Origin of the sequence: Burkholderia sp. MSMB1589WGS, from assembly GCF_001636105.1 — a bacterium.
GTDB classification, from domain to species: Bacteria; Pseudomonadota; Gammaproteobacteria; order Burkholderiales; family Burkholderiaceae; genus Burkholderia; species Burkholderia humptydooensis.
On sequence record NZ_LNJT01000008.1, the window covers coordinates 1779859 to 1802431 of the forward strand.

Below are 22573 nucleotides of genomic sequence, written 5' to 3' on the forward strand. Positions count from 1 at the left end.
GCGTCGGCCGCATTCGGCGAGCGCGCGTCGCTCAGCGCGCGTTCGCGTTCGCCGGCTTGCCCGACGCCGCCGGATGCGGCGTACCGCGCACGGCGGCCGCCATCGCCGCGGCGATCACGAAGAGCGCGGCCGACACGTGCGCCGACGCATGCAATCCCGACACGATTTCCGCCGGCAGCGCGCCGCTCGCGAGCGCGCCGAACGCGGCGACGCCGATCGCGCCGCCCGCCTGCCGCGCGGCGTTGAGCACGGCGGACGCGGTGGCGGCGCGCGCGCGCTCGACCGATGCGAGCACCGCCGTCGTCATCGCGGGCACCGCGAGCCCCATGCCGCCCGGAATCAGCAGGAACGGCACGACGAGCGCCGCGACCGGCGTGTCCGCGCGCACGGCGCTCAGCAGCGCGAACCCGGTCGCGCCGATCAGCGCGCCGACGATCATCGGCCCGCGCGGGCCGTAATGCGCGGTCGCCCAGCCGCTCGCGACGTTCGACAGCAGGAAGCCGCCCGTGAGCGGCAGGAACGCGAGCCCCGCCTCGAGCGGCGTGTCGTGGCGCACACGCTGCAAATACAGGCTCAGCACGAAGATGATTCCGTAGTACGACAGATTCATGCAGACGCCGAACAGCACGGCGACGCTGAACGTGCGCCGCCTGAACAGCGCGAGCGGCATCATCGGATGCGCGCTGCGCGATTCGACGAGCACGAACGCGGCGGCGGCCGCGAGCGCGATGGCGACGAGCGCCGGACGCCAGTCGATGACCGCGCCGGTGAAGAGCGTCAGCGCGGCGACGGCGAGGCACTGGCCAGGCAGGTCGATGCCGCGCGCGCCGCCATGACCGGATGCGGCCGCTGCGCGCCGTTCGTCCTTGCCGATCCACAGGAACGTCGCGACGAGGCCCGCCGCGCACAGCGGCAGATTGACGAAGAAGATGCTGCGCCAGCCGAACTGCGCGATCAGCGCGCCGCCGAGCACCGGGCCCGCCGCGATCGAGATCGCGCCCGACGCGGTCCACCAGCCGACCGCGCGCGCCCGTAGCCGCGGATCGTGCGCGCACGCGTGGTTGAGCAGCGCGAGCGAATTCGGCAGCATCGCGGCCGCCGCGAATCCTTGCAGCGCGCGCGCCGCGACGAGCGTCGTCGCGTTCGCGGCGACGCCGCAGACGAACGACGCGAGCGCGAACAGCGCGAGCCCGGCTGCGAACAGGCGTCGTGCGCCGAAGCGGTCGCCGAGCGCGCCGGCCGACAGCATCAGGCCGGCGACCGCAAGCGTGTATGCGTCGACGATCCATTGCAGGCCCGCGACGCTCGCATTCAGATCGATGCCGACCCGCGCGAGCGCGACGTTGACGATCGTCACGTCGAGCTGCGTGATCACGAAGCCCGCGCTCACGGTCGATACGATCCGCACGAGCGCGGCGCGGGAAAGGGCGGGGTGGGGAATGTGCGTGTCCATGCGCGCATCGTAGTGCGGTGCGGGACAGCGACGTTGCGGAGTCTTCTGAAATGTCGAATGCGGCGCGGGCGGCGTTGCGCCGCCCGCGCGGCCGACGCTATTCGGCGTCCTTCGAAAACAGCATCGCGACCGCGCCGAGCACGCAGATCGCGGCGACATAGTGCGCCGGCGCGAGCGAATTCGATTTCATCAGCAGCGACACGATCACCGGCGTGAGCCCGCCGAATACCGCGTACGCGATGTTGTACGAGAACGAGATGCCCGAGAAGCGCACGACGGCCGGAAAGCTCTTCACCAGCACGGACGGCACCGCGCCGATCGTGCCGACGGCGAAGCCCGCGAGCCCGTAGAGCGGCACGAGGCGCGCCGTGTCGACGGCGATCTGCGTGTACATCGCGTAATAGCACGCGGCGAGCGTGACGCCGCCGATCGACAGCACCGCTTTCCCGCCGAAGCGGTCCGCGAGCGAGCCGGCGGTGATGCAGCCGGCCGTCAGGCAGAGCGTCGCGACGCTGTTCGCGAACAGCGCGGTCGCGGGTGCGATATGGAACTGCTTTTGCAGCAGCGTCGGCGTCATCAGGATCACGACGACGATCGCCGCCGACAGCATCCACGTGATCAGCATCGACACGATCACCGTGCAGCCGTGGTCGCGGATCACCGCCTTCAGCGGGATCTCGGCCGCGAGCGCCTTGCGCGCCTTCATCTCGGCGAACACGGGCGTCTCGTGCAGCCAGCGGCGCAGGTAGACGGAGACGAGGCCGAACGCGCCGCCGAGCAGGAACGGGATGCGCCATCCGAACGCGGCGACCTCGGCCGTCGAGAAACGGCTGTTGACGGCCGTCGCGACGAGCGAGCCGAGCAGGATGCCGATCGTGAGGCCCGCCGTCAGCGTGCCGCACGCATAGCCGATGCGCTGCGGCGGCACGTGCTCGGACACGAACACCCACGCGCCCGGCACTTCGCCGCCCACCGCCGCGCCTTGCAGCACGCGGAACAGCAGCAGCATGACGGGCGCGAGGATGCCGACGCTGTCATAGGTGGGCAGCAGGCCCATCAGGAGCGTCGGCACCGACATCAGCAGCACGCTCAGCGTGAACATCCGCTTGCGGCCGACGAGGTCGCCGAAGTGCGCCATCACGATGCCGCCGAGCGGCCGCGCGAGATAGCCGGCCGCGAAGATGCCGAACGTCTGCAACTGGCGCAGCCAGTCGGGGATGTCGTGCGGAAAGAACAACTGGCCGAGCGCGGGCGCGAAGAACACGAAGATGATGAAGTCGTAGAACTCCAGCGCGCCGCCCAACGCGGCGAGGCCCAGGGTCTTGTAGTCGCGGCCCGTCAGGGCGCGAGGCGCGGCGTTCGAGGCGGCGCTCAGTTCGGAAGCAGGCATGGTCAGGGCGATCTTGGTTCGAATGGTTGTGTACCGCGCGGAAAACGGAGCCGGGCGGCGGGCCTCGTCGTCGAACAGACGGTGCAACGCGCGGGATGGCGCACGGGACACGGCCCGCGCGGCGGCCGGATGGGAGCCGCGCGGAAGACGAACGTGACGCGATGCCGGCGATTCTACAGGACTGACGAATTGCCGACGGTCGCACCGGTATCGTGGAAATCGGCAATTGCCGGCGGGCGGAAAACCATGTGCGGGGGGCGCCGCCCGCTTGCGCGGCGGCGCGGGCGGGCGGCTGCGGCGGCGCGAGCCGCTACGGGCGACGCGGCCGGCGCGTCAGTCGAGCAGCGCGACGATCTCGTCGTAGAGCCGGGCCGGGATTCGCACGCCGTTCGCAACGCTGCGCGCGCGGGCGTCGAAGCGCCGCTGCGACGGCAGCCGCGCGCCCTGCGCGACGATCGCGCCGAGCATCCGCTCGCCGCGCGCGAGGCCGGCGTCGAGCGCGTCGCCGAGAAACACCTTCGGATCGAGCGCGATCACGAGCTCGCCGTGGCACGGCGTCGCGCCGGCGCCTTCGTCGAACGCGAGCGATTCGGCGCTCGTCAGGTCGCCGATCAGCGCGCCGGCGAGGAGCTCGATCATCGCCGCGAGCGCCGAGCCCTTGTGAGCGCCGAACGTGCGCATCGCGCCTTGCAGCGCGGCCTTCGGATCGGTGGTCGGCGCGCCGTTCGCGTCGATCGCCCAGTGCGGCGGAATCGGCCTGCCCTCTTTCGCGTGCAGCTCGATGTCGCCGCGCGCGATCGCGCTCGTCGCGAAATCGAACACGAACGGCGTGCCGCCCGGGCGCGGCCACGCGAACGCGAGCGGGTTCGTGCCGAACACCGGCTGCGCGCCGCCTTCCGGCGCGACCCAGCTATGGCTCGGATTCATCGCGAGGCCGGCGAGGCCGTGCGCGGCGATCGCCTCGACCTCCGGCCACAGCGCGGAGAAGTGATAGCAGCGGTTGATCGCCATCGCGGCGATGCCGTGCTGCCGCGCCATCTCGATGAGCACCGGCAGCCCGGTCTCGAACGCGAGCAGCGAGAAGCCGCGATGCGCATCGACCGCGACGATCGACGACGACAGCCGGCGCAGCGTCGGCGCCGCGTGCGGATCGACCTTGCCGAGGCGCAGCGAGCGCGCGCAGACGAGCAGCCGGTAGACGCCGTGCGAATGGCATTCGTCGCGCTGGCCCTGCGTGATCACGTTCGCGATCGCGCGCGCGTGCGCGTCGGACAGCCCGTGGCGCGCGAGCACGCGCAGCGCGAGCGAGCGCACGTCGTCGAGCGACAGGACGACGTCCGGGCGCGCGAGCGCTTGCGGATCAGTCATCGCGGGCCTCCCGCGGCGCGAGCGCGCCGTCGATGCGTTGCGGCACGCGCAGCGGGTTGCCGTCGCGAAGCGCGTCGGGCAGCAGCGCATCAGGCACGTCCTGATACGACACGGGCCGCAGGAAGCGCTCGATCGCGCGCGCGCCGACCGATGTCGTGCGCGTGTCCGAGGTCGCCGGGAACGGCCCGCCGTGCACCATCGCGTGGCCGACCTCGACGCCCGTGCCGAAGCCGTTCACGAGGATGCGGCCGGCGCGGCGCTCGAGCGTCGGGCGCAGCGCGGCGAACAGCGGCGCGTCGCCGTCGCCGAGATGCGCGGCGATCGTCAGTTGGCCTTCGAGCGACTTCAGCACGCGGTGCAGCGCGTCGGCATCCGCGCAGCGCACGACGAGCGACGCCGGGCCGAACACTTCGTCGCGCAGTTCGGCGCGCGACACGAACGCATCGGCCGTCGTCGCGAACAGCGCGGCGCGCGCCTGTTGGCGCCCGCCCGAGGGACCTTCGCCGAGCCGCTCGACCGCGCCGTGCGATGCGAGCCGCGCGACGCCTTCGCAGTAGCTCGCGTGGATGGGCGGCGTGAGCATCGTCTGCGCGGCGGCGGCGCCGATCGCGGCCGCCGCGGCCTTCTCGAACGCGCGCAGCTCCGGGCCGTCGATGGCGAGAATCAGCCCCGGATTCGTGCAGAACTGGCCCGCGCCGAGCGTGAGCGACGCGACGAACTGCTGCGCGATCGCGTCATGCCGCGCGGCGAGCGCGCCGGGCATGAGCAGCACCGGGTTGATCGAACTCATCTCCGCGTAGACGGGAATCGGCTCGGGCCGCGCGGCCGCGATGTGCATCAGCGCGACGCCGCCGCGCCGCGAGCCCGTGAAGCCGACCGCCTTGATCCGCGGATCGGCGACGAGCGCCTGGCCGATCTCGCGCGACGCGTCGAACAACAGCGAGAACACGCCGGCCGGCAGCCCGCACTCGCGCACGGCCGCCTGGATCGCGCGGCCGACGAGCTCGGACGTGCCGGGATGCGCGCAATGCGCCTTGACGATCACCGGGCACCCGGCCGCGAGCGCGGACGCGGTGTCGCCGCCCGCGACCGAGAACGCGAGCGGAAAATTCGACGCGCCGAACACGGCGACGGGTCCGATCGCGACGTTGCGCAGCCGCAGGTCGACGCGCGGCAGCGGCTTGCGGTCCGCGCGCGCGGGGTCGATGCGCGCGTCGATGAACCCGCCGTCGCGCACGATGGCCGCGAACAGCCCGAGCTGCGCGACGGTGCGCGCGCGCTCGCCTTCGATCCGCGCGCGCGGCAGCCCCGATTCGGCCGCGCAGCGCTCGATCAGTGCGTCGCCGAGCGCGCCGATGTGCCGGCCGATCGCATCGAGAAACGCGGCGCGCGCGCCGGGCGCCGTTTCCCGATACGCGTCGAACGCATCGTCGGCGAGCGCGCACGCGGTTTCCAGATCGCGCGGGCTCGCGCCGCCGAACGCGGGTTCGAGCGGCGCGCCGGTCGCGGCCTCGATCGCGCGAAACGAGCCGTTCTGCCCTGGCACCGCGGATTGACCGATCAAAAGCTGGCCTGTGAGTCGCATGATTCTCCTCGAAAAAGTGCGGGCCGGGCGTTGCCGGCCCGGCCGATGAAAAAAGGGAGGCGCCCGGCCCGCGCGTCAGTTCTCGTCGTCGTCGAGCTGCAGCTTCGCGGGCGGCACGCCGGTATGCGCGCCCCAGTAGTAGATGACGAGCGCGATGGCCGCGACGACGAGCGTGTCGTATGGATGCGCGAGCTGCCCGGTGCCGCCGAAGCCGCCGAAATACGACGCGACGATCATCAGCGCGTAGAACGCGATCAGCCACGCGGACGAGCGCACCTGCTCGGCGAGGCTCAGATGCGCGGTGGGCACCCAGCGGCGGCACGCGAGATAGACGGCGAACATCGCGATCTGCAGCCCGAGCAGCCACGACACGGTGCTCCAGCCGGACCAGTAGACGATCAGCGCGGCGATCACGAACGAAGCGGGGCCGGTGATCGCGAACGCGCTCGCGCGAAACGGCCGCGGCAGGCCGGGCGCGGTGCGGCGCAGCGCGGCCACCGACACGGGCGCGACCGCGTAGCTCAGCACGAGCGCGGCCGATACGGTATTGATGAGCGCCTCCCACGACGGAAACGGCAGTGTCCAGAAGATCGCGAGCGCGAACGTGAGCCACAGCCCCGCGCGCGGGATGCCGGACGCCTTGTCGACGCGCGTGAACACCTTGAAGAACGTGCCCGTCTTCGCCCAGCCGTAGACGACGCGCGGCGTCGCGTTCATGTAGATGTTGCCGCAGCCGGAGGGCGAGATCATCGCGTCGGCGACGACCATGTACGCGAGCCAGCCGACGCCGAGCGCGAGCGCGATGTCGCGGTACGGCAGCGAGAAGGCCTTGCTGATGTCGTGCCAGCCGCCCGCGAGCATCGCGCCCGGAATGCTGCCGAGGAACGCGAGCTGCAGCAGCACGTAGATCAGCGTGGACAGCACGATCGACAGGATCAGCGCGATCGGGATCGTGCGCTGCGGATCGCGCACCTCGCTCGCGACCGACACGATCGGCGTGAGGCCGAGATACGCGAAGATAATGCCGCCCGCCGACACGGCCATCTCGACGCCGGGCATGCCGAACGGCGCGAAGCCGTGCATCGTCAGGTTCGCGGGCTTGAAGAACGCGAACAGCACGACGATCACCGACAGCGGCACGACGAACTTGAACACGCTGATCACGTTGTTCGCCTTCGCGAACGTCTTCACGCTCGAATAGTTCAGGTAGAAGAAGAAACAGAGGAGGGCCGCCTGCGCGAGCCAGCCGAGCGTCGTCGGATTGCCCGAGCCCGCGGCGGTCAGGCCCGGAAACCACGCGGCCGCATACTGGCGCGCGGCGACGACCTCGATCGCGATCAGGCTCGAGAACGCGATCAGCGTGATCGCGCCCATCAGATAGCCGAGCAGCGGGCCGTGCGAGAACACCGGATAGCGGACGACGCCGCCCGCGCGCGGCAGCGCCGCGCCGAGCTCGCAGTAGACGATGCCGAGCAGCAGCACCGCGAAGCCGCCGAGCAGCCACGAGAAGATGCCGGCCGGGCCCGCGATCGTCGACACGTGGCTCGCGGCGAACAGCCACCCCGAGCCGAAGATCGCGCCGAGGCCGATGAAGGTCAGGTCGGTGAGCGACAGTTGTTTCTTGAACTTGCCGGGTCCGGCATCGGTGGGCGCGGGCCGCGCGAGCGGCACGGATCGCTGGGCATTGCCTTGGGCGGGCATGGGTTTTGTCTCCGTGATTGGTGGATTTGTTCGATCGGCTGCAGGGCGAGGCGCGGCGGCTCGCGCGGTTGAAGTCCGTGCCGGTCAGGTCGGCTTCGAGGGCTTGGCTGCGGCATGCGGGATCGCGCAGGACCGTGCGGGCGTGGCGTCGTCACGGTTTCGCGCGCGGCGCGGCCGCCGCGCATCGGACGGGGAGCCGGCGGCGCGCGCGTGGTTCGCGACTGCGGCCGCATACCCGGCGACGCGCGCCGCCGCGGCCGCGTCGCTCAGAGGCCGACGTCCGGCAGCGCCGGGCGCGTTTCGAGCGCCTTCGCGACGATCGCCTTCACCTGCGCCAGCGTGTCGCCTTGCAGCGCGAGGCGCGGCGGGCGCGTGAGCGCGCTGCCGCGGCCGACGAGCTCTTCGCACAGCTTGATGCACTGGACGAGGTCCGGGCGCGCATCGAGGTGCAAGAGCGGCATGAACCAGCGATACAGCGCGAGCGCTTCGTCGAAGCGCTTCTGCTTCGCGAGGCGGAACAGCGTCTCGCCTTCCTTCGGGAACGCGTTCGACATCCCCGACACCCAGCCCTGCGCGCCGACCGCGATGCTCTCGACGACGACGTCGTCGAGGCCCGCGAACAGCACGAAGCGATCGCCGACCGCGTTGCGCAGGTCGATGAAGCGGCGCGTGTCGCCCGACGAATCCTTGAAGCAGACGATGTTCTCGCAGTCCTGCAGCGCGATCAGCACGTCGGGCGTCACGTCGTTCTTGTAGATCGGCGGATTGTTGTAGACCATCACCGGCAGATCGGTGCCCGTCGCGACCGCGCGAAAGTGCGCGGCCGTCTCGTGCGGCTTCGCCGAGTAGACGAGCGCGGGCATCACCATCACGCCGTCCACGCCCGCGCGCTGCGCCTCGCGCACCGTGTTGCGCGCGAACCCGGTCGTGAACTCGGCGATGCCGGCGATCACCGGCACCTTGCCGCCCGCCGCGTCGCGCGCGGCCTCGATCACCTGGAGCTTTTCCGACGTGGACAGCGACGTGTTCTCGCCGACCGTGCCGCAGACGACGAGGCCCGACACGCCGTCGTTCACCAGGTTCTTCACGACGCGGTGCGTCGCGTCGACATCGAGGGAGAAGTCCGGCTTGAACTGGGTGCTGACGGCGGGGAAGACCCCGCTCCATTGAATGGCGTTACGGCTCACTGAGTATCTCCTACGTTCGAATGAGGTGGCCGACGGGGGGCGTCGGTGCGTGATTCAGTATCGCCGTCGGAAAGCCGCGAGGCTTGAGCCTTTTCCAACCGTGAAAAGATGAAATCGGCACAATCGGGGCGCGATCCGCCGCCGCGCGCGCCGGGCTGTGCCGATTTCGTCGCGCGCATCATCGAAAACCCACAAGCGGCGCGCTGCGCGACAAGGGAAGCTATGCGCATTTCCACCTTGGATCGACGCGACATGAAGCACATCCACATCATCGATTCGCACACGGGCGGCGAACCCACGCGCGTCGTCGTGTCCGGCTTCCCGCCGCTCGGCGGCGGGCCGATGGCCGAGCGCCTCGCCGCGCTCGCGCGCGATCACGACCGCTATCGCACGGCATGCATCCTCGAGCCGCGCGGCAGCGACGTGCTCGTCGGCGCGCTGTTGTGCGAGCCGGTTTCGGCCGGCGCGGCGGCGGGCGTGATCTTCTTCAACAACGCGGGCTATCTCGGCATGTGCGGGCACGGCACGATCGGGCTCGTGCGCACGCTGCACCACATGGGCCGCATCGCGCCCGGCGTGCACCGGATCGAGACGCCGGTGGGCGATGTCGAGGCGACGCTGCACGACGATCTGTCGGTGAGCGTGCGCAACGTGCTCGCGTACCGGCACGCGAAGGACGTCGTCGTCGACGTGCCGGGGCACGGCGCGGTGACGGGCGACGTCGCGTGGGGCGGCAACTGGTTCTTCCTCGTGAGCGACCACGGCCAGCGCGTCGCGGGCGAGAACGTGGCGGCGCTGACCGCATACGCGTCGGCCGTGCGCGCGGGGCTCGAGCGCGCGGGCGTGACGGGCCGCGACGGCGCTCGAATCGACCACATCGAGCTCTTCGCCGACGATCCCGAGCACGACAGCCGCAGCTTCGTGCTGTGCCCGGGTCACGCATACGACCGCTCGCCGTGCGGCACCGGCACGAGCGCGAAGCTCGCGTGCCTCGCGGCCGACGGCAAGCTCGCGGCGGGCGCCGTGTGGCGGCAGGCGAGCGTGATCGGCAGCACGTTCACGGCGAGCTACGCGCCGGCCGAAGGCGGCATCGTGCCGACGATCCGCGGCAGCGCGCATCTGAGCGCCGAGGCGACGCTCCTGATCGAGGACGACGATCCGTTCGGCTGGGGCATCGCGTCGTGATCGATGCGAAGACCGACGTCATCGTGATCGGCGCGGGCATCGTCGGCGCCGCGTGCGCGCACGAGTTCGCGCAGCGCGGGCTGCGCGTCGTCGTCGTCGACGACGGCAGCGGCGGCGCGACGGGCGCGGGCATGGGCCACCTGGTCGCGATGGACGACAACGCGGCCGAGCTCGCGCTCACGCATTACTCGATCGGGCTGTGGGGCGCGCTGCGCGACGCGATGCCGGAAGGCTGCGCGTATCGCAACTGCGGCACGCTGTGGCTCGCGGCCGACGCGCACGAGATGGACCTCGCGCGCGCGAAGCAGGCGGCGCTCGCCGAGCGCGGCGTCGCGGGCGCGCTGATCGACCGCGCGGCGCTCGCCGCGCTCGAGCCGATGCTGCGCGCGGATCTCGGCGGCGCGCTGAAGATACCGGGCGACGGCATCCTGTACGCGCCCGTCGCCGCGCGCTGGCTGCTGGAGCGGCTGCCGGGCGTCGCGCTGCGGCGCGCGAGGGCGGTGGCGATCGACGGCGCGAGCGTCGCGCTCGAAAGCGGCGGCGTGCTGCGCGCGGACGCCGTCGTCGTCGCGAACGGCGTCGCCGCGCGCGCGCTCGTGCCTGGGCTGCCGCTGCGGCCGAAGAAGGGCCATCTGCTGATCACCGACCGCTATCCGGCGCGGGTGTCGCACCAGCTCGTCGAGCTCGGCTACGCGGCGAGCGCGCATGCGAGCGACGGCACGTCTGTCGCGTTCAACGTGCAGCCGCGGCCGACCGGGCAACTGCTGATCGGCTCGTCGCGGCAGTTCGACACCGAGGACCCGCGCGTCGAGGCGCCCGTGCTCGCGCGGATGCTGCGGCGCTCGCTCGGCTATCTGCCCGCGCTCGCCGGCCTGAACGGCATTCGCGCGTGGACGGGCTTTCGCGCGGCGAGCCCCGACGGCCTGCCGCTGCTGGGCGAGCATCCGTCGCGGCGCGGCCTGTGGCTCGCGGTCGGGCACGAGGGGCTCGGCGTGACGACCGCGCCCGGCAGCGCACGCGTGCTCGCCGCGCTGATGTTCGGCGAGCGCGCGGCGATCGACGCCGGGCCGTATCTGCCGGGGCGTTTCCTGTCGACATCGAAATCGGCCGTGGCCGGAGAGCTTCAATGATCATTTATCTGGATCGCCGCCCGCTCGACGTGGCCGACGGGATGACTGTCGCGGCCGCGCTCGCGCTCACCGGCGACGACACGACGCGCGCGTCGTGCACCGGCGCCGCGCGCGCGCCGTTTTGCGGGATGGGCATTTGCCACGAGTGCCGGGTGACGGTCGACGGGCGGCGCAGGCTCGCGTGCCAGACGCTCTGCCGCGAAGGCATGCAGGTGGAGCGCACGCGATGACGAACGAGGTTTTGACGGTCGACGTCGCGATCGTCGGCGCGGGGCCGGCGGGGCTCGCCGCCGCGCGCGCGGCGGCGGAGAGCGGCCGCACGGTCGCGATCGTCGACGACAACCCGCGCGCGGGCGGGCAAATCTGGCGGCAGGGGCCGAACGCCGCGCCGGGCGCGGCCGCGCGCGCGAGCTTCGACGTGCTGCGGCAGCCGAACGTGCGCCATCTGGCGGCGACGCGCGTCGTCGCCGCGCCGCGGCCCGGCATGCTGCTCGTCGAGGACGAACAGCGCGCGCTCGCGCTCGGCTACCGGAAGCTGATTCTGTGCTGCGGCGCGCGCGAGCTGCTGCTGCCGTTTCCCGGCTGGACGCTGCCCGGCGTGACAGGGGCGGGCGGGCTGCAGGCGCTCGTGAAGGGCGGCGCGCCGGTGCGCGGCGAGCGCGTCGTGATCGCGGGCAGCGGGCCGCTCCTGATCGCGTCGCTCGCCACCGCGCGCGCGGCGGGCGCGCGCGTCGTCGCGGTCGTCGAGCAGGCACCCCTCGCGGCGCTCGCGCGCTTCGCGCTGTCGCTCGCGGCAACGCCGTCGAAGCTCGCGCAGGCGGCGCGGCTCACGTGCGGCTTCGTCGGCACGCGCTACCTGACGGGGGCGGTCGTGCGCGTAGCGCACGGCGACGCGCGCGTGCGCGCGGTCACGATCGAGCGGGACGGCGCGCGCGAGACGCTCGATTGCGAACGTCTCGCGTGCGGCTTCGGCCTCGTGCCGAACCTGACGCTCGCGCTGGCGCTCGGCTGCACGGTGCGCGACCGCGCGATCGCGATCGACGACGCGCAGCGCACCTCGGTCGAGCACGTGCATGCGGCAGGCGAATGCACGGGCGTCGGCGGCGTCGAACTCGCGCGCATCGAAGGCGAGCTCGCCGGGCTCGCGGCGGTCGGCGCGGATGCCGCGCAGCACGGCCGCGCGCGCGTGGCCGCGCTGCTGCGGCGCCGTGCGGCGTGGCGGCGCTTCGCGGCGCGCGCGGCCGGTACGTTCGCGCTGCGCGACGCGGCCCGCGCGCTGCCGCCCGACGATACGCTGCTGTGCCGCTGCGAGGACGTGACGATCGGCGCGGTGCGCGCGCACGCGTCGGCGCGCGACGCGAAGCTGCTCACGCGCTGCGGGATGGGCGCGTGCCAGGGGCGCGTCTGCGGCGCGGCCGCGCACGCGTATTTCGGCTGGGACGACGCGCCGCCGCGCCCGCCGTTCTCGCCCGCGCGAATCGACACGCTGCTCGCCGCACCCGACGACGCGCTCCTATAATCGACGCCAACCGTGTTACGACGCGCGAGATCCGTATGATGACTTTGCTTGCCGTGCCGCCCGAGAAGTTGTCCGCCGCATCGGCCGTCTCCGCGGCGGCGCCCGTGGACGGCGCATCGGCTTCGCCGTCCGCGCCGGCTTGCGCTGCGGCGCAACTCGCCGCGCAGAACGGCGGCGACGACGACGGCTTCGCCGCGATGCTCGCGCACTTCGCGCAGTTGGAGCCGGTGTTCGACGCGCTGCCCGACGTCGCGTTCTTCGTGAAGGACGCGCACGCGCGCTACGCGCTCGTGAACCGCGCGCTCGCGCAGCGCTGCGGCTACAAGGACAAGCGCGACCTGTACGGCAAGGCCGCGGATGAAGTCTTTCCGCGCCGCTTCGGCCGAAGCTACGTCGAGCAGGATCTGGCGATCATCGCGGGCGGCCGGCAACTGACCGATCAGTTGGAACTGCACCTGTATTCGGGGCGCCAGCCAGGCTGGTGCCTGACGTGCAAGGAACCGCTGCGCAACGCGCAGGGGAGGATCGTCGGGATCGCCGGGTTGTCGCGCGACCTGCGCGCGCACGAGAGTTCGCACCCGGCGTACAGCCGCATCGCGGACGTCGTCCGCTACATCCACGCGCACTACGTGCAGCCGCTGAACCTGAAGCATCTCGCCGGGATGGCGGGGATGTCGGTGGCGCAGCTCGAACGCTACTTTCACAAGGTGTTTCACCTGACGCCGCGGCAGATGCTGCTGAAGGCGCGGCTCGACGCGGCGACCGCGCTGCTCGTCACGCACGACAAGGTGACGGACGTCGCCGCGCTGTGCGGCTATACCGATCACAGCGCGTTCACGCGGCAGTTCAAGGCGACCGTCGGCGTGACGCCGACCGAGTACCGGATGATGCTGCAGGAGGGGCGGGGGGCTTGACGCGGAAGCGGCCGCCCGGGCGCGTCACTCGAAATCCATGCGGACAAAAACGAACCGGCCCGTCGGGCCGGTCATGTCGGAACGTCAGCCGGCAGGCGGGCGAAGTCCGGCTGCCGCGCTGCCGCGGACGATCGATTCCTGACGTTACCGATAGCCGAGGCCCTTGAGCACGGCGTTGCCGTCTTCCGTCAGACGAAAGGACGGCGCCGCGTCCATGTCGGAGCGGATCATCTCGACGAGACCGGCTTCCTGCAACGCGGGCAACTCCGGCTTCGCGTTCGCGCCGATCGGCGCGTGCAGCAGGATCAGCAGCGTCGCGATCTCGTGATGGCTGAGCAGGCGACGCAGCATGGTTTTCGGCTTGGTCGGGGGGGCGGCCGGGCGAACCGCGGCAGACGTGTCGACGGCGCTCATCGCAAACCTCCTGAAACGGTACTGGCAACGGATGGTGCCGGGCGAGTCTTAAACGATTCTTAAAGCGGCGGGCGGCGGGCTCGACGAAAGGTTTACGGCATGTAACGGCCTTGTCGGGCAAGGGCGACATCGGGGTCCGACGACATTGGGCCGATGCGCGCGACATTGCACGGCAATGTCGCGACGCCACACGTGCGGACCGCCCGCGAGAGCCATGAAAACGCGCGTTTCGGCTCGGCTGCCGGACGACTAAGCTCTATGAAACCCTGACCGACGACGCGCTGCCCGGGCTGCCCGTGCCGCCCGCCCGCGACCGCGGCCGCAAACCGCGCGCCCGAAGCGCGCGGGCATCCTTGCCACGAACGACGAAGAAAGCACGATGATCGAGCTACATGAACTCCGGGTCGACGAAGCGCTCGTCCGGTTCATCGAACGCGAAGCGATGCCCGGCACGGGCGTCGACGCCGACGCGTTCTGGCAGGGCTTCGCCGCGCTCGTGCACGACCTCGCGCCGCACAATCGCGCGCTGCTCGCCGAGCGCGACCGCTTGCAGCGCGAGCTCGACGGCTGGCACCGCGCATCCGGGGCCGGTGCGCGACCTGCGCGGCTATCGCGCGTTCGTCGACGCGGTGTTCGAGCGGATGGCGCGCGTCGTGACGCGCAGAACGCGGGCGAGCCGAACTATCGTCCGATGGCGCCCGATCCGGCGAATTCGCATGCTTTTGGCGCGGCGCGCGCGCTCGTGCTGGAAGGCGCGGCGCAGCCGAGCGGCCATACCGAGCCGCTGCACCGATACCGGCTCGCGTTCAAGCAGCGCCCGAACGCGGGCGACGCCGCGCTCTGACGCCGGCGCGCGATGCAAGCCGGACACAAGATCGACACGACAATCGTTCCGAGGGGAAAAGGAGACAACATGAACCCTTCATTCGCACTGCCGGCGGGAACGGCGTTCGCCCAGCCGCTCACCCCCGTCGGCCATTCGCTCGCACTGTCGTTCGCCGTCGCCGTGCTGCCGATCGCCGTCGCGCTCGCGATGCTCGGGCTGCTGCGGCGCCCCGCGTGGCAGGCGTCGCTCGGGGGCCTGCTGACGGGCGGCGTCGTCGCGGTCGCCGTCTGGGGGATGCCCGCCGGTCTCGCGCTGAATGCGGTCGGCGCCGGCATGGCGCTCGCGCTGATCCCCGTCATGTGGATCGTGTTCAACGCGCTGCTTCTCTACAACGTCGCGGTGAAATCGGGCCGCTTCGATCAGTTTCGCCAATGGATGCTCGATCATCTGCCCGACGATCGCCGCCTCGTGCTGCTCGTCGTCGCATTCTCGTTCGGCTGTCTGCTCGAAGGCATCTCCGGATTCGGCACGCCGGTCGCGATCACGAGCGCGCTTCTGATCGCGCTCGGCTTCCCGGCGCTCGAGGCGCTCACGTTCACGCTGATCTTCAACACCGCGCCCGTCGCGTTCGGCGCGCTCGGCGTGCCGATCACCGTGCTCGGCGCGGTGACGTCGCTGCATCCGGACACGCTCGGCGCGATGGTCGGCCGCCAGTTGCCGTTCTTCGCGCTGCTGCTGCCGTTCTACGTCGTCGGCATCTACGGCGGCCCGCGCTCGATCGGCCGGCTGTGGCCGGCGCTCTTCGTGTCGGGCGGCAGCTTCGCGCTCGCGCAGTTCGTCACGTCGAACTTCATCAGCTATCAACTGACCGACGTGCTGTCATCGCTCACGTCGCTGATCGTCACGATCGGCTTCCTGAAGATCTGGAAGCCGCAGCCCGATCCGCAGTTCGCGATCCCGCGCGGCGCGGCGGCCGCCGGCGCCGCCGCCGCGCACGGGCGCGTCGGCTACGGCGGCTGGCTGCCGTGGCTCGTCGTGTCGGTGATCGTGATCTTCTGGGTGCACGCGGGCGTCGCCGCGATCGGCGACGTGAAGATCAAGTGGCCCGGCCTGCACGACGCGGTCTACGTGACGCTCTATCACAAGTCGTACGCGGCGATCTGGGATTTCCAGCCGCTCGGCACCGGCACCGCGATCCTGCTGTCGGCGGTCGTCACGGCCGTCTGGACGCGCACCGATTTCGCGAGCTTCTCGGGCTGCGTCGCGCAGACATGGCGGCAGACGCGCATCGCGATCGTCACGGTGATGATGATCGTCGGGCTCGCGTACCTGCTCAACTACTCGGGGATGAGCTACACGCTCGGAATGGGCGTCGCGTCGACGGGCGCGCTGTTCCCGCTCGTGTCGGCGACGCTCGGCTGGATCGCGGTGTTCCTGTCCGGCAGCGACACGTCGGGCAATGCGCTCTTCGGCAACCTGCAGGTCGTCGCCGCGCGGCAGCTCGGCTTCGATCCGGTGCTGATGGCCGCGACGAACTCGTCGGGCGGCGTGATGGGCAAGATGATCTCGCCGCAGAACATCGCCACGGGCGTGTCGACGACGGACCTGAAAGGGCAGGAAGGCGTCGTGTTCGCGCGGACGTTCTGGCACAGCGTGTTCCTGACGCTGCTGCTTGGCGTGCTCGTGTTCCTGCAGCAGCACGTGCTGAGCTGGATGATTCCGGCGCTGCCGCATTGACGTGCCGGCGGGCGGCCCGCTCATGTCCCGCGCTGCGCCTGGGCCGCGAGCCGCACGGCCGCGTTCGCCGCGCCGTATCCGTCGTAGCCGCCGCGCCGCTCGACGATCTCGAACGAGAAGCGGCCGTCGACGAGCTCGGTGTACGCGTGCAGGAACTCGCCGCCCGCGTCGTCGCGGTCGTACAGCAGGTGATGGCGGCTCAGCGTGTCGATCGTCTCGTCGGGCAGCGCGTAGCGCGCGGCGAGATCGTCGTAGTAATTGCGTGGAATCCGCAGGAACGGCACGCCGTCGGCGGCGAATTCGGCGATCGCCGCGCCGATGTCGCTCGTGCGGAACGCAACGTGATTGAGCCCCGTGCCGCGATAGCGCTCGAGCGACCGGACGACGGCCGTATGCCGGTCCACCGACGCATTGAGCGCGATGCGCACCGAGCCGTCCGGGCTGCGCACCGCGCGGCTGCGCACGAGCCCGTACGGATCGGGCACGAGCCAGTTGCGCTCGGCCTCGAAGCCGAATGCGGTCCTGAAGAACAGCACCCACGTATCGAGCGCGTCGGCGGGCAGCGCGAGGCACACGTGATCGATGCCGACGAGCGGGCCGACTTCGCTCGGCCCGTCGATGTCGGTCAGCACGAAATCCGATTCGTACAGCGTCGGCGCGCCGGGCGTCTCGTCGACGAAGTAGTTCAGGCTGCCGTCGGGCGCGCGCACGCTTTGCAGCACGCGCTCGTTCGGGCCGACGCGGCCCGAGAACGGCGCGTAGCCGTAGCCCGCCGCGCGCTCGAACGCGAGGCGCGCGTCGTCGACGCGAAACGCCGACGCGCACAGCGACAGGCCGTGCGCCTGGAAGAACGCGTCGGCGAACGAGTCGCGCTCGGCGTTCAGCACGATCGACGCCGCGCCGTGCTGATACAGCGTCACGTCCTTCGAGCGATGGCGGCCCGCGCGCCTGAAGCGCAGCTTGCCGAGCCAGCCGGCGACGTTGTCGGCGGCGGCCGCGTCGACTGCGAATTCGATGAACTGAAAGCCGATGTGCGCGGGCGCGGGCGGCGGCGCGAAGAGCGGCTGCGAGGGCAGCTGTGAGGGCGTCGGCGCGATGTGCGCGCGCGGCGCGCTCGCGGCGCGCGCTTCGCTGGCCTCGCGTGCCGCCGGCAGGTCGCGCGGCGTCCGCTGCGCTTGCCGCGCCTGCCGCACATCCCGCGCGAGCCGCTCGCGCGTCGTCTCCTCGAGATACAGCAGCGACCGATAGCCGTCCGCGGCCGTCAGCGCGGTCGGCGCGGCGCGAAAGCCGTCGTTGAAGATTTCGAGCGACAGCGGCCCTGCGTAGCCCGATTCGATCACGCGCGCGGTGAACCCCGCGAGGTCGAAGTCGCCCTGGCCCGGAAACGACCGGTAATGCCGGCTCCATTCGAGCACGTCCATCGCGAGCTTCGGCGCGTCGGCGATCTGCACGAACGCGATCCGGTGGCCGGGAATGCGCGCGATGCCGTCCGGCGAATCGTCGAGCGACAGCGTGTGGAAGCTGTCGAGCGCGAGCCCGAGATGAGGATGGTCGACCGCGTCGACGAGCCGCCACGCGTGCCCGTAGGTCTTCACGTTCCGACCCCACGCAAGCGCCTCGTACGCGACGACGACGCCCGCTTCCTGCGCGGCGCGCGCGAGCGCGCCCAACTGGTCGACGAGCAGCGCGTCGTCGCCGATCGCGTCTGGCGACACGTTGCTGCACACGAGAATGCGGTCCGCGCCGAGCTCGTGCATCAGCTCGAACTTGCGTCTCGCGCGCTCGAGATTGCGCGCGAGACGCTCGGGCGGCACGCCCTCGAAGTCGCGAAACGGCTGGAACAGCACGATGTCGAGGCCGAGATCGGCGGCGATTGCGCGCACGTCGGCGGGCGAGCCGTCGAAGTACAGCAAGTCGTTCTCGAAGATCTCGACGCCGTCGAAGCCGGCGGCGCGGATCGCGCTGAGCTTCTCGACGAGCGTGCCCGATAGCGACACGGTGGCGATCGAACGCTGCATGGTGGATGTCCTGCTGATGAAGGACGGCTCGCGGCCGGACGCGGCGCGCCGTCGGAGGAGGCGCGCCGCATCGCCGGCCGCGAGCCGTCGAGGGTCGGAAAGGCGCGAGTCGCAGAGTATACGAACTAACTGGATGGTACAAATTATAGAAAACCCGGAAAGACATTGCGCGAGCGCAAGCGCACACTGGCGCCGAATCTTGACGACGCGGGCGCGTTCGTCTACGGATGCGTACCCGTTTTTCACCGGAGTGTCATACATGAGCAAGCCGAAGGTGCTGGTCCTGAACGGGCCGAACCTGAACCTGCTGGGCAAGCGCGAGCCGCACATCTACGGCTCGGAAACGCTGCAGGACGTCGAGCGCCGCTGCGCGGACGCCGCGCACGCGCTCGGCCTCGCGCTCGAGTTTCGCCAGTCGAACGCCGAGCATCAATTGATCGACTGGCTGCATGAAGCGCGCGAGCGCGTCGAGGGTGTCGTGATCAATCCGGCTGCGTACACGCACACGTCGGTCGCGATCGCCGATGCGCTCGCCGCGCTCGGCAAGCCGATCATCGAAGTGCACATCTCGAACGTCCACCGGCGCGAGGCGTTCCGTCACCATTCGTTCGTGTCGGCGGTCGCCGATGGCGTGATCTGCGGCTGCGGCACCGAAGGCTACGTGCTCGCGCTGCAACGGATCGCGACGCTGATCCGCGAGGAGGGTGCGCGATGAGCGGACGTTCGTTTCTGATCGGCCTGATCGGCGCCGGGATCGGCGGTTCGCTGTCGCCCGCGATGCACGAGGAGGAGGGGCGCCGCCAGGGCTTGAACTACGTGTACCGGCGCATCGATCTCGACGCGCTGCGGCTCGCGGCCGACGCGCTGCCCGAGCTGCTCGCGGCCGCCGAGCGGATGGGCTTCGACGGCCTGAACATCACGCATCCGTGCAAGCAGCGCGTGATCGAGCATCTGGACGAGCTGTCGCCGGACGCGGCCGCGCTCGGCGCGGTCAACACGGTGCGCTTGCTCGACGGTCGGCGGATCGGACACAACACCGACTGGTCGGGCTTTGCGAAGGCGTTCGCGCGCGGGCTGCCGGGCGCGCCGCTCGAACGCGTCGTGCAACTGGGCGCGGGCGGCGCGGGCGCGGCCGTCGCGCATGCGGCGCTGACGATGGGCGCGGCGGAACTCGCGCTCTTCGACGTCGACCCGACGCGCGCGCGCTCGCTCGCCGATCAACTTCAGGCGCGCTTCCCGCACGCGCGGCTGAGCGCGGGCGGCCCGCTCGCCGACGCGCTCGCGAACGCGAACGGCCTCATTCACGCGACGCCGACCGGCATGCTCGGGCACCCGGGCCTGCCGCTGCCGGCGGAACTGCTGCGAAGCGATCTCTGGGTGGCCGACATCGTTTATTTCCCGCTCGAGACCGAGCTGATCCGCACCGCGCGCGCGCTCGGCTGCCGCACGCTGCCAGGCGGCGGCATGGCGGTGTACCAGGCGGCCGACGCGTTCGAGATCTTCACCGGCCGCCCGCCGGACGCCGAACGGATGTTCGGGCACTTCCAGGCGCTCGTCGCGCGCTGAATTCCCCGACACAGACAGAAAAGACAGACAGATACAACAGGAGACATCGATGCCCCAGCCGATCAACACCGACGCCGTGCCGAACGCGGCCGGCGCGCCTGCCCGCGTGGCGGGCGCCGCGCAGCCGCGCTCGAATGCGCGTTACCGGATTCTCGCGCTGCTCGCGATCGGGACGATGATCAATTATCTCGATCGCACGGTGCTCGGCGTCGCGGCGCCGGGGCTCACGAAAGAGCTCGGCATCGGCGCGGCGGCGATGGGCGTGATGTTCTCCGCGTTCTCGTGGACCTACGTGCTCGCGCAGGTGCCGGGCGGCCTGCTGCTCGACCGCTTCGGCAGCAGGATCACCTATTACTGGTCGATGACGCTGTGGTCGCTGTTCACGCTGCTGCAGGGCTTCGTGCACGGCGTCGCGCCGCTCCTCGCGTGCCGGCTCGGGCTCGGCCTTTCCGAGGCGCCGTGCTTTCCGACCAACAGCCGCGTCGTCGCGACGTGGTTTCCGCAGAAGGAGCGCGCGATGGCGACGGGCACCTATACCGTCGGCGAATACATCGGCCTTGCGTTCCTGAGCCCCGCGCTGTTCGCGCTGATGGGCGCGTTCGGCTGGCGCTCGCTCTTCTGGGTCGTGGGCGGCGTCGGCATTGTGTTCGGCTTCGTCTGGTGGAAGTTCTATCACGAGCCGAAGGACCATCCGCGCGCGAACGCGGCCGAGCTCGCGTACATCGAGGAAGGCGGCGGGCTCGTGCAGTCGGCGGCGGGCGGCGGCTCGCGCGCGACGTTCAACTGGCGCATCGCCGGCCGATTGCTGAAGAAGCGCCAGCTCGCGGGCATCTGCCTCGGCCAGTTCGCCGGCAACTCGACGCTCGTGTTCTTCCTCACGTGGTTCCCGACCTACCTCGCGACCGAGCGCCACATGGGCTGGCTCAAGATCGGCTTCTTCGCGGTGATGCCGTTCATCGCCGCGTCAGTCGGCGTGATGTTCGGCGGGCTCTTCTCCGACTGGCTGCTGCGCCGCGGGAAATCGGCGAACGTCGCGCGCAAGCTGCCGATCATCGCGGGCCTGTTGCTCGCGTCGACGATCGTGCTCGCGAACTACGTGCGGAGCAACGAGGCGGTGATCGCGATCATGTCGGTCGCGTTCTTCGCGCAGGGAATGGCCGCGCTCGGCTGGACGCTCGTGTCCGACATCGCGCCCGAGGGCCTCCTCGGCGCGACGGGCGGCATCTTCAACCTCGCCGCGAACCTCGCGGGCATCGTCACGCCGCTCGTCGTCGGCTTCATCGTCGCGGCGACCGGATCGTTCGTCGGCGCGCTCGCGTTCATCGGCGTCGTCGCGCTGATCGGCGCGCTGTCGTACATCTTCGTCGTCGGCGACATCAAGCGGATCGAGCTGTAGCGGCAAGCGCGCCGTTTTTCATCGGCGTCGCGCACGACGGCGGGAGCGCGTCACCGCATCGCGATCCCGAGCGACTTCAGCGCGCCGCCGATCGCCGCCACCGCGCCGCGCATCTCGGGCGCACCGAGCGCGCCGATGCAGCCGACGCGAAACGTGTCGGCGGTCGTCAGCTTGCCCGGATACAGCACGTAGCCCGCGTCGCGCACGGCCGCGTAGAGCGCGGCGAACGCATACGCGGGATCGGCGGGCGCGTGGAACGTGACGATGACGGGCGCCTGCGCGCGCGCGTCGAGAAACGGCTCGAAGCCGAGCGCGCGCATGCCCTCGACGAGCGTCGCGCAGTTCTGCGCATAGCGCGCGCCGCGCGCCGGCTGGCCGCCTTCGTCGAAGAACTGGTCGAGCGCGGCGCGCAGCGCGGCGAGCACGTGCGTCGGCGGCGTGAAGCGCCATTGCGACGTGCGCCGCATGTACGCGTACTGGTCGTGCAGATCGAGCGCGACCGACGGCGAGCGCCCCTCGGCCGCCTCGAGCAGCGCGCGCCGCACGATCACGAAGCCCATGCCGGGCACCCCTTCCAGACACTTGCCGCTCGCCGAGACCAGCGCATCGATGCCGCTGCCCGCGAGCGCGATCGGCAGCGCGCCGAACGAACTCATCGCATCGACGATCAGCGCCTTGCCGCGCGCGCGGCAGACGGCGGCGATGTCGTCGAGCGGGTTCAGCAGGCCGGCGCTCGTCTCCAGATGCACGAGCGCGACGTGCGTGATGCGCGCGTCGCGCGCGAGCGCCGCGTCGATCGCTTGCGCGCTCGCCGGCTCGTCCTCAGCGAACCGCAGTTCGACGTGCGCGATGCCGAGCCGGCGCAGAATCCTCGCGATCCGTGCGCAATACGCGCCGTTGTCCGGCACGAGCACGCAGCCGTCGCGCGGCACGAGCGTGCCGAGCGCTGCCTCGACGGCGAACGTGCCGCTGCCTTGCAGCGGCACGCAGACGTATGCGTCGCCGCCGTCCGCGATCCGCACGAGATCCGCACAGACGCTCTTCGTCAGCCGGTTGAAAGCGGCGTCCCACGAGCCCCAGTCGCGCAGCATCGCGTCGCGTGTGATGCGCGACGTCGTCAGCGGGCCAGGCGTCAGCAGGATGGAATCACGTTCTGGCATGGCTTCATCACTCCGGAAAAGGTC

At 71.0% G+C, this 22573-nt stretch carries 19 protein-coding genes and 2 pseudogenes; 11 read left to right on the top strand and 10 right to left on the bottom strand.

Going from position 1 to position 22573, the window contains the following annotated elements:
• Nucleotides 1-31: 31 nt before the first annotated feature.
• From WT16_RS25435 to WT16_RS32790, 7 genes and pseudogenes are all read right to left on the bottom strand, one after another.
• Entirely contained in the window at nucleotides 32-1453 is a 1422-nt protein-coding gene (locus WT16_RS25435) for an MFS transporter (RefSeq protein WP_015603493.1), read from the bottom strand.
• A 97-nt stretch (nucleotides 1454-1550) separates the two neighbouring features.
• Nucleotides 1551-2843: an MFS transporter gene (locus WT16_RS25440; protein WP_015603255.1), complete on the bottom strand. Its 1293-nt coding sequence runs from the start codon at nucleotides 2841-2843 to the stop codon at nucleotides 1551-1553.
• Between the two features lie 333 nt (nucleotides 2844-3176).
• A complete protein-coding gene (locus WT16_RS25445) occupies nucleotides 3177-4211 on the bottom strand; it encodes an Ldh family oxidoreductase (protein WP_015603763.1) in 1035 nt (344 codons plus the stop codon).
• Nucleotides 4204-5796: an aldehyde dehydrogenase (NADP(+)) gene (locus WT16_RS25450; RefSeq protein WP_063534500.1), complete on the bottom strand. Its 1593-nt coding sequence runs from the start codon at nucleotides 5794-5796 to the stop codon at nucleotides 4204-4206. Before WT16_RS25450 ends, WT16_RS25445 begins: the two co-directional genes overlap by 8 nt.
• A gap of 75 nt (nucleotides 5797-5871) precedes the next feature.
• The gene (locus WT16_RS25455) at nucleotides 5872-7497 is read right to left on the bottom strand and encodes an APC family permease (RefSeq protein WP_063534501.1); all 1626 of its coding nucleotides are present in this window, start codon (nucleotides 7495-7497) and stop codon (nucleotides 5872-5874) included.
• A gap of 266 nt (nucleotides 7498-7763) precedes the next feature.
• Nucleotides 7764-8684 (bottom strand): dihydrodipicolinate synthase family protein, encoded by a 921-nt coding sequence (locus WT16_RS25460; protein ID WP_006028985.1) that lies wholly within the window; start codon nucleotides 8682-8684, stop codon nucleotides 7764-7766.
• Nucleotides 8685-8694: 10 nt separating this feature from the next.
• Nucleotides 8695-8879 (bottom strand): annotated as a pseudogene (locus tag WT16_RS32790) (hypothetical protein).
• 57 nt (nucleotides 8880-8936) lie between these two features.
• On the opposite strand from WT16_RS32790, the gene WT16_RS25465 reads away from it, so the two are divergent.
• From WT16_RS25465 to WT16_RS25485, 5 genes are read left to right on the top strand one after another with little or no spacing between them, the layout of a single operon-like run.
• Nucleotides 8937-9869 (top strand): 4-hydroxyproline epimerase, encoded by a 933-nt coding sequence (locus WT16_RS25465; RefSeq protein ID WP_063534502.1) that lies wholly within the window; start codon nucleotides 8937-8939, stop codon nucleotides 9867-9869.
• Nucleotides 9866-10999 carry an FAD-dependent oxidoreductase gene (locus tag WT16_RS25470; RefSeq protein ID WP_063534503.1) on the top strand — a complete coding sequence of 378 codons (1134 nt, stop codon included), beginning with the start codon at nucleotides 9866-9868 and terminating at the stop codon, nucleotides 10997-10999. The genes WT16_RS25465 and WT16_RS25470 overlap by 4 nt, the downstream gene beginning before the upstream one ends.
• Nucleotides 10996-11229 (top strand): 2Fe-2S iron-sulfur cluster-binding protein, encoded by a 234-nt coding sequence (locus WT16_RS25475; protein WP_006028982.1) that lies wholly within the window; start codon nucleotides 10996-10998, stop codon nucleotides 11227-11229. The genes WT16_RS25470 and WT16_RS25475 overlap by 4 nt, the downstream gene beginning before the upstream one ends.
• Nucleotides 11226-12518: an FAD-dependent oxidoreductase gene (locus WT16_RS25480; protein WP_063534504.1), complete on the top strand. Its 1293-nt coding sequence runs from the start codon at nucleotides 11226-11228 to the stop codon at nucleotides 12516-12518. The genes WT16_RS25475 and WT16_RS25480 overlap by 4 nt, the downstream gene beginning before the upstream one ends.
• Before the next feature lie 35 nt (nucleotides 12519-12553).
• Entirely contained in the window at nucleotides 12554-13432 is an 879-nt protein-coding gene (locus WT16_RS25485; RefSeq protein ID WP_063534505.1) for an AraC family transcriptional regulator, read from the top strand.
• A gap of 144 nt (nucleotides 13433-13576) precedes the next feature.
• Here the strand turns inward: WT16_RS25485 and WT16_RS25490 are convergent, their stop codons facing one another.
• Nucleotides 13577-13783, bottom strand: a complete 207-nt coding sequence (locus WT16_RS25490; RefSeq protein WP_009914306.1) for a hypothetical protein — start codon at nucleotides 13781-13783, stop codon at nucleotides 13577-13579.
• Between WT16_RS25490 and WT16_RS35720 the strand changes: the two genes are divergently transcribed.
• The 3 genes and pseudogenes from WT16_RS35720 to WT16_RS25500 all read left to right on the top strand — a co-directional run bounded on the left by WT16_RS35720 (nucleotide 13782) and on the right by WT16_RS25500 (nucleotide 16409).
• Entirely contained in the window at nucleotides 13782-13898 is a 117-nt protein-coding gene (locus tag WT16_RS35720) for a malate synthase (RefSeq protein WP_308411149.1), read from the top strand. The genes WT16_RS25490 and WT16_RS35720 overlap by 2 nt on opposite strands.
• Nucleotides 13899-14225: 327 nt before the next feature.
• Nucleotides 14226-14478 (top strand): annotated as a pseudogene (locus tag WT16_RS33970) (malate synthase G); the annotation flags it as partial.
• 281 nt (nucleotides 14479-14759) lie between these two features.
• Nucleotides 14760-16409 (top strand): L-lactate permease, encoded by a 1650-nt coding sequence (locus tag WT16_RS25500; RefSeq protein WP_063534507.1) that lies wholly within the window; start codon nucleotides 14760-14762, stop codon nucleotides 16407-16409.
• A 20-nt stretch (nucleotides 16410-16429) separates the two neighbouring features.
• On the opposite strand, the gene WT16_RS25505 is transcribed toward WT16_RS25500, so the two are convergent.
• A complete protein-coding gene (locus WT16_RS25505; RefSeq protein WP_063534508.1) occupies nucleotides 16430-18427 on the bottom strand; it encodes a sugar phosphate isomerase/epimerase and 4-hydroxyphenylpyruvate domain-containing protein in 1998 nt (665 codons plus the stop codon).
• A gap of 259 nt (nucleotides 18428-18686) precedes the next feature.
• On the opposite strand from WT16_RS25505, the gene aroQ reads away from it, so the two are divergent.
• From aroQ to WT16_RS25520, 3 genes are read left to right on the top strand one after another with little or no spacing between them, the layout of a single operon-like run.
• On the top strand, nucleotides 18687-19142 hold the full coding sequence (gene aroQ / locus WT16_RS25510) for a type II 3-dehydroquinate dehydratase (protein ID WP_009914313.1): 456 nt from the start codon (nucleotides 18687-18689) through the stop codon (nucleotides 19140-19142).
• The gene (locus WT16_RS25515) at nucleotides 19139-19993 is read left to right on the top strand and encodes a shikimate dehydrogenase (RefSeq protein WP_015602966.1); all 855 of its coding nucleotides are present in this window, start codon (nucleotides 19139-19141) and stop codon (nucleotides 19991-19993) included. Before aroQ ends, WT16_RS25515 begins: the two co-directional genes overlap by 4 nt.
• 49 nt (nucleotides 19994-20042) lie before the next feature.
• The gene (locus WT16_RS25520; RefSeq protein ID WP_063534509.1) at nucleotides 20043-21389 is read left to right on the top strand and encodes an MFS transporter; all 1347 of its coding nucleotides are present in this window, start codon (nucleotides 20043-20045) and stop codon (nucleotides 21387-21389) included.
• A gap of 50 nt (nucleotides 21390-21439) precedes the next feature.
• On the opposite strand, the gene WT16_RS25525 is transcribed toward WT16_RS25520, so the two are convergent.
• Nucleotides 21440-22549, bottom strand: coding sequence for a 2-aminoethylphosphonate--pyruvate transaminase (locus WT16_RS25525; RefSeq protein ID WP_063534510.1), 1110 nt, complete (start codon nucleotides 22547-22549; stop codon nucleotides 21440-21442).
• Nucleotides 22550-22573: the final 24 nt, after the last annotated feature.

Bases quoted from the DNA above. Each gene is read 5' to 3' on its own strand.
- WT16_RS25435 (WP_015603493.1), bottom strand. From the start codon at position 1,453: ATGGACACGCACATTCCCCACCCCGCCCTTTCCCGCGCCGCGCTCGTG.
- WT16_RS25440 (WP_015603255.1), bottom strand. From the start codon at position 2,843: ATGCCTGCTTCCGAACTGAGCGCCGCCTCGAACGCCGCGCCTCGCGCC.
- WT16_RS25445 (WP_015603763.1), bottom strand. From the start codon at position 4,211: ATGACTGATCCGCAAGCGCTCGCGCGCCCGGACGTCGTCCTGTCGCTC.
- WT16_RS25450 (WP_063534500.1), bottom strand. From the start codon at position 5,796: ATGCGACTCACAGGCCAGCTTTTGATCGGTCAATCCGCGGTGCCAGGG.
- WT16_RS25455 (WP_063534501.1), bottom strand. From the start codon at position 7,497: ATGCCCGCCCAAGGCAATGCCCAGCGATCCGTGCCGCTCGCGCGGCCC.
- WT16_RS25465 (WP_063534502.1), top strand. From the start codon at position 8,937: ATGAAGCACATCCACATCATCGATTCGCACACGGGCGGCGAACCCACG.
- WT16_RS25475 (WP_006028982.1), top strand. From the start codon at position 10,996: ATGATCATTTATCTGGATCGCCGCCCGCTCGACGTGGCCGACGGGATG.
- WT16_RS25480 (WP_063534504.1), top strand. From the start codon at position 11,226: ATGACGAACGAGGTTTTGACGGTCGACGTCGCGATCGTCGGCGCGGGG.
- WT16_RS25485 (WP_063534505.1), top strand. From the start codon at position 12,554: ATGATGACTTTGCTTGCCGTGCCGCCCGAGAAGTTGTCCGCCGCATCG.
- WT16_RS35720 (WP_308411149.1), top strand. From the start codon at position 13,782: ATGGTTTTCGGCTTGGTCGGGGGGGCGGCCGGGCGAACCGCGGCAGAC.
- WT16_RS25490 (WP_009914306.1), bottom strand. From the start codon at position 13,783: ATGCTGCGTCGCCTGCTCAGCCATCACGAGATCGCGACGCTGCTGATC.
- WT16_RS25500 (WP_063534507.1), top strand. From the start codon at position 14,760: ATGAACCCTTCATTCGCACTGCCGGCGGGAACGGCGTTCGCCCAGCCG.
- WT16_RS25505 (WP_063534508.1), bottom strand. From the start codon at position 18,427: ATGCAGCGTTCGATCGCCACCGTGTCGCTATCGGGCACGCTCGTCGAG.
- aroQ (WP_009914313.1), top strand. From the start codon at position 18,687: ATGAGCAAGCCGAAGGTGCTGGTCCTGAACGGGCCGAACCTGAACCTG.
- WT16_RS25515 (WP_015602966.1), top strand. From the start codon at position 19,139: ATGAGCGGACGTTCGTTTCTGATCGGCCTGATCGGCGCCGGGATCGGC.
- WT16_RS25520 (WP_063534509.1), top strand. From the start codon at position 20,043: ATGCCCCAGCCGATCAACACCGACGCCGTGCCGAACGCGGCCGGCGCG.
- WT16_RS25525 (WP_063534510.1), bottom strand. From the start codon at position 22,549: ATGCCAGAACGTGATTCCATCCTGCTGACGCCTGGCCCGCTGACGACG.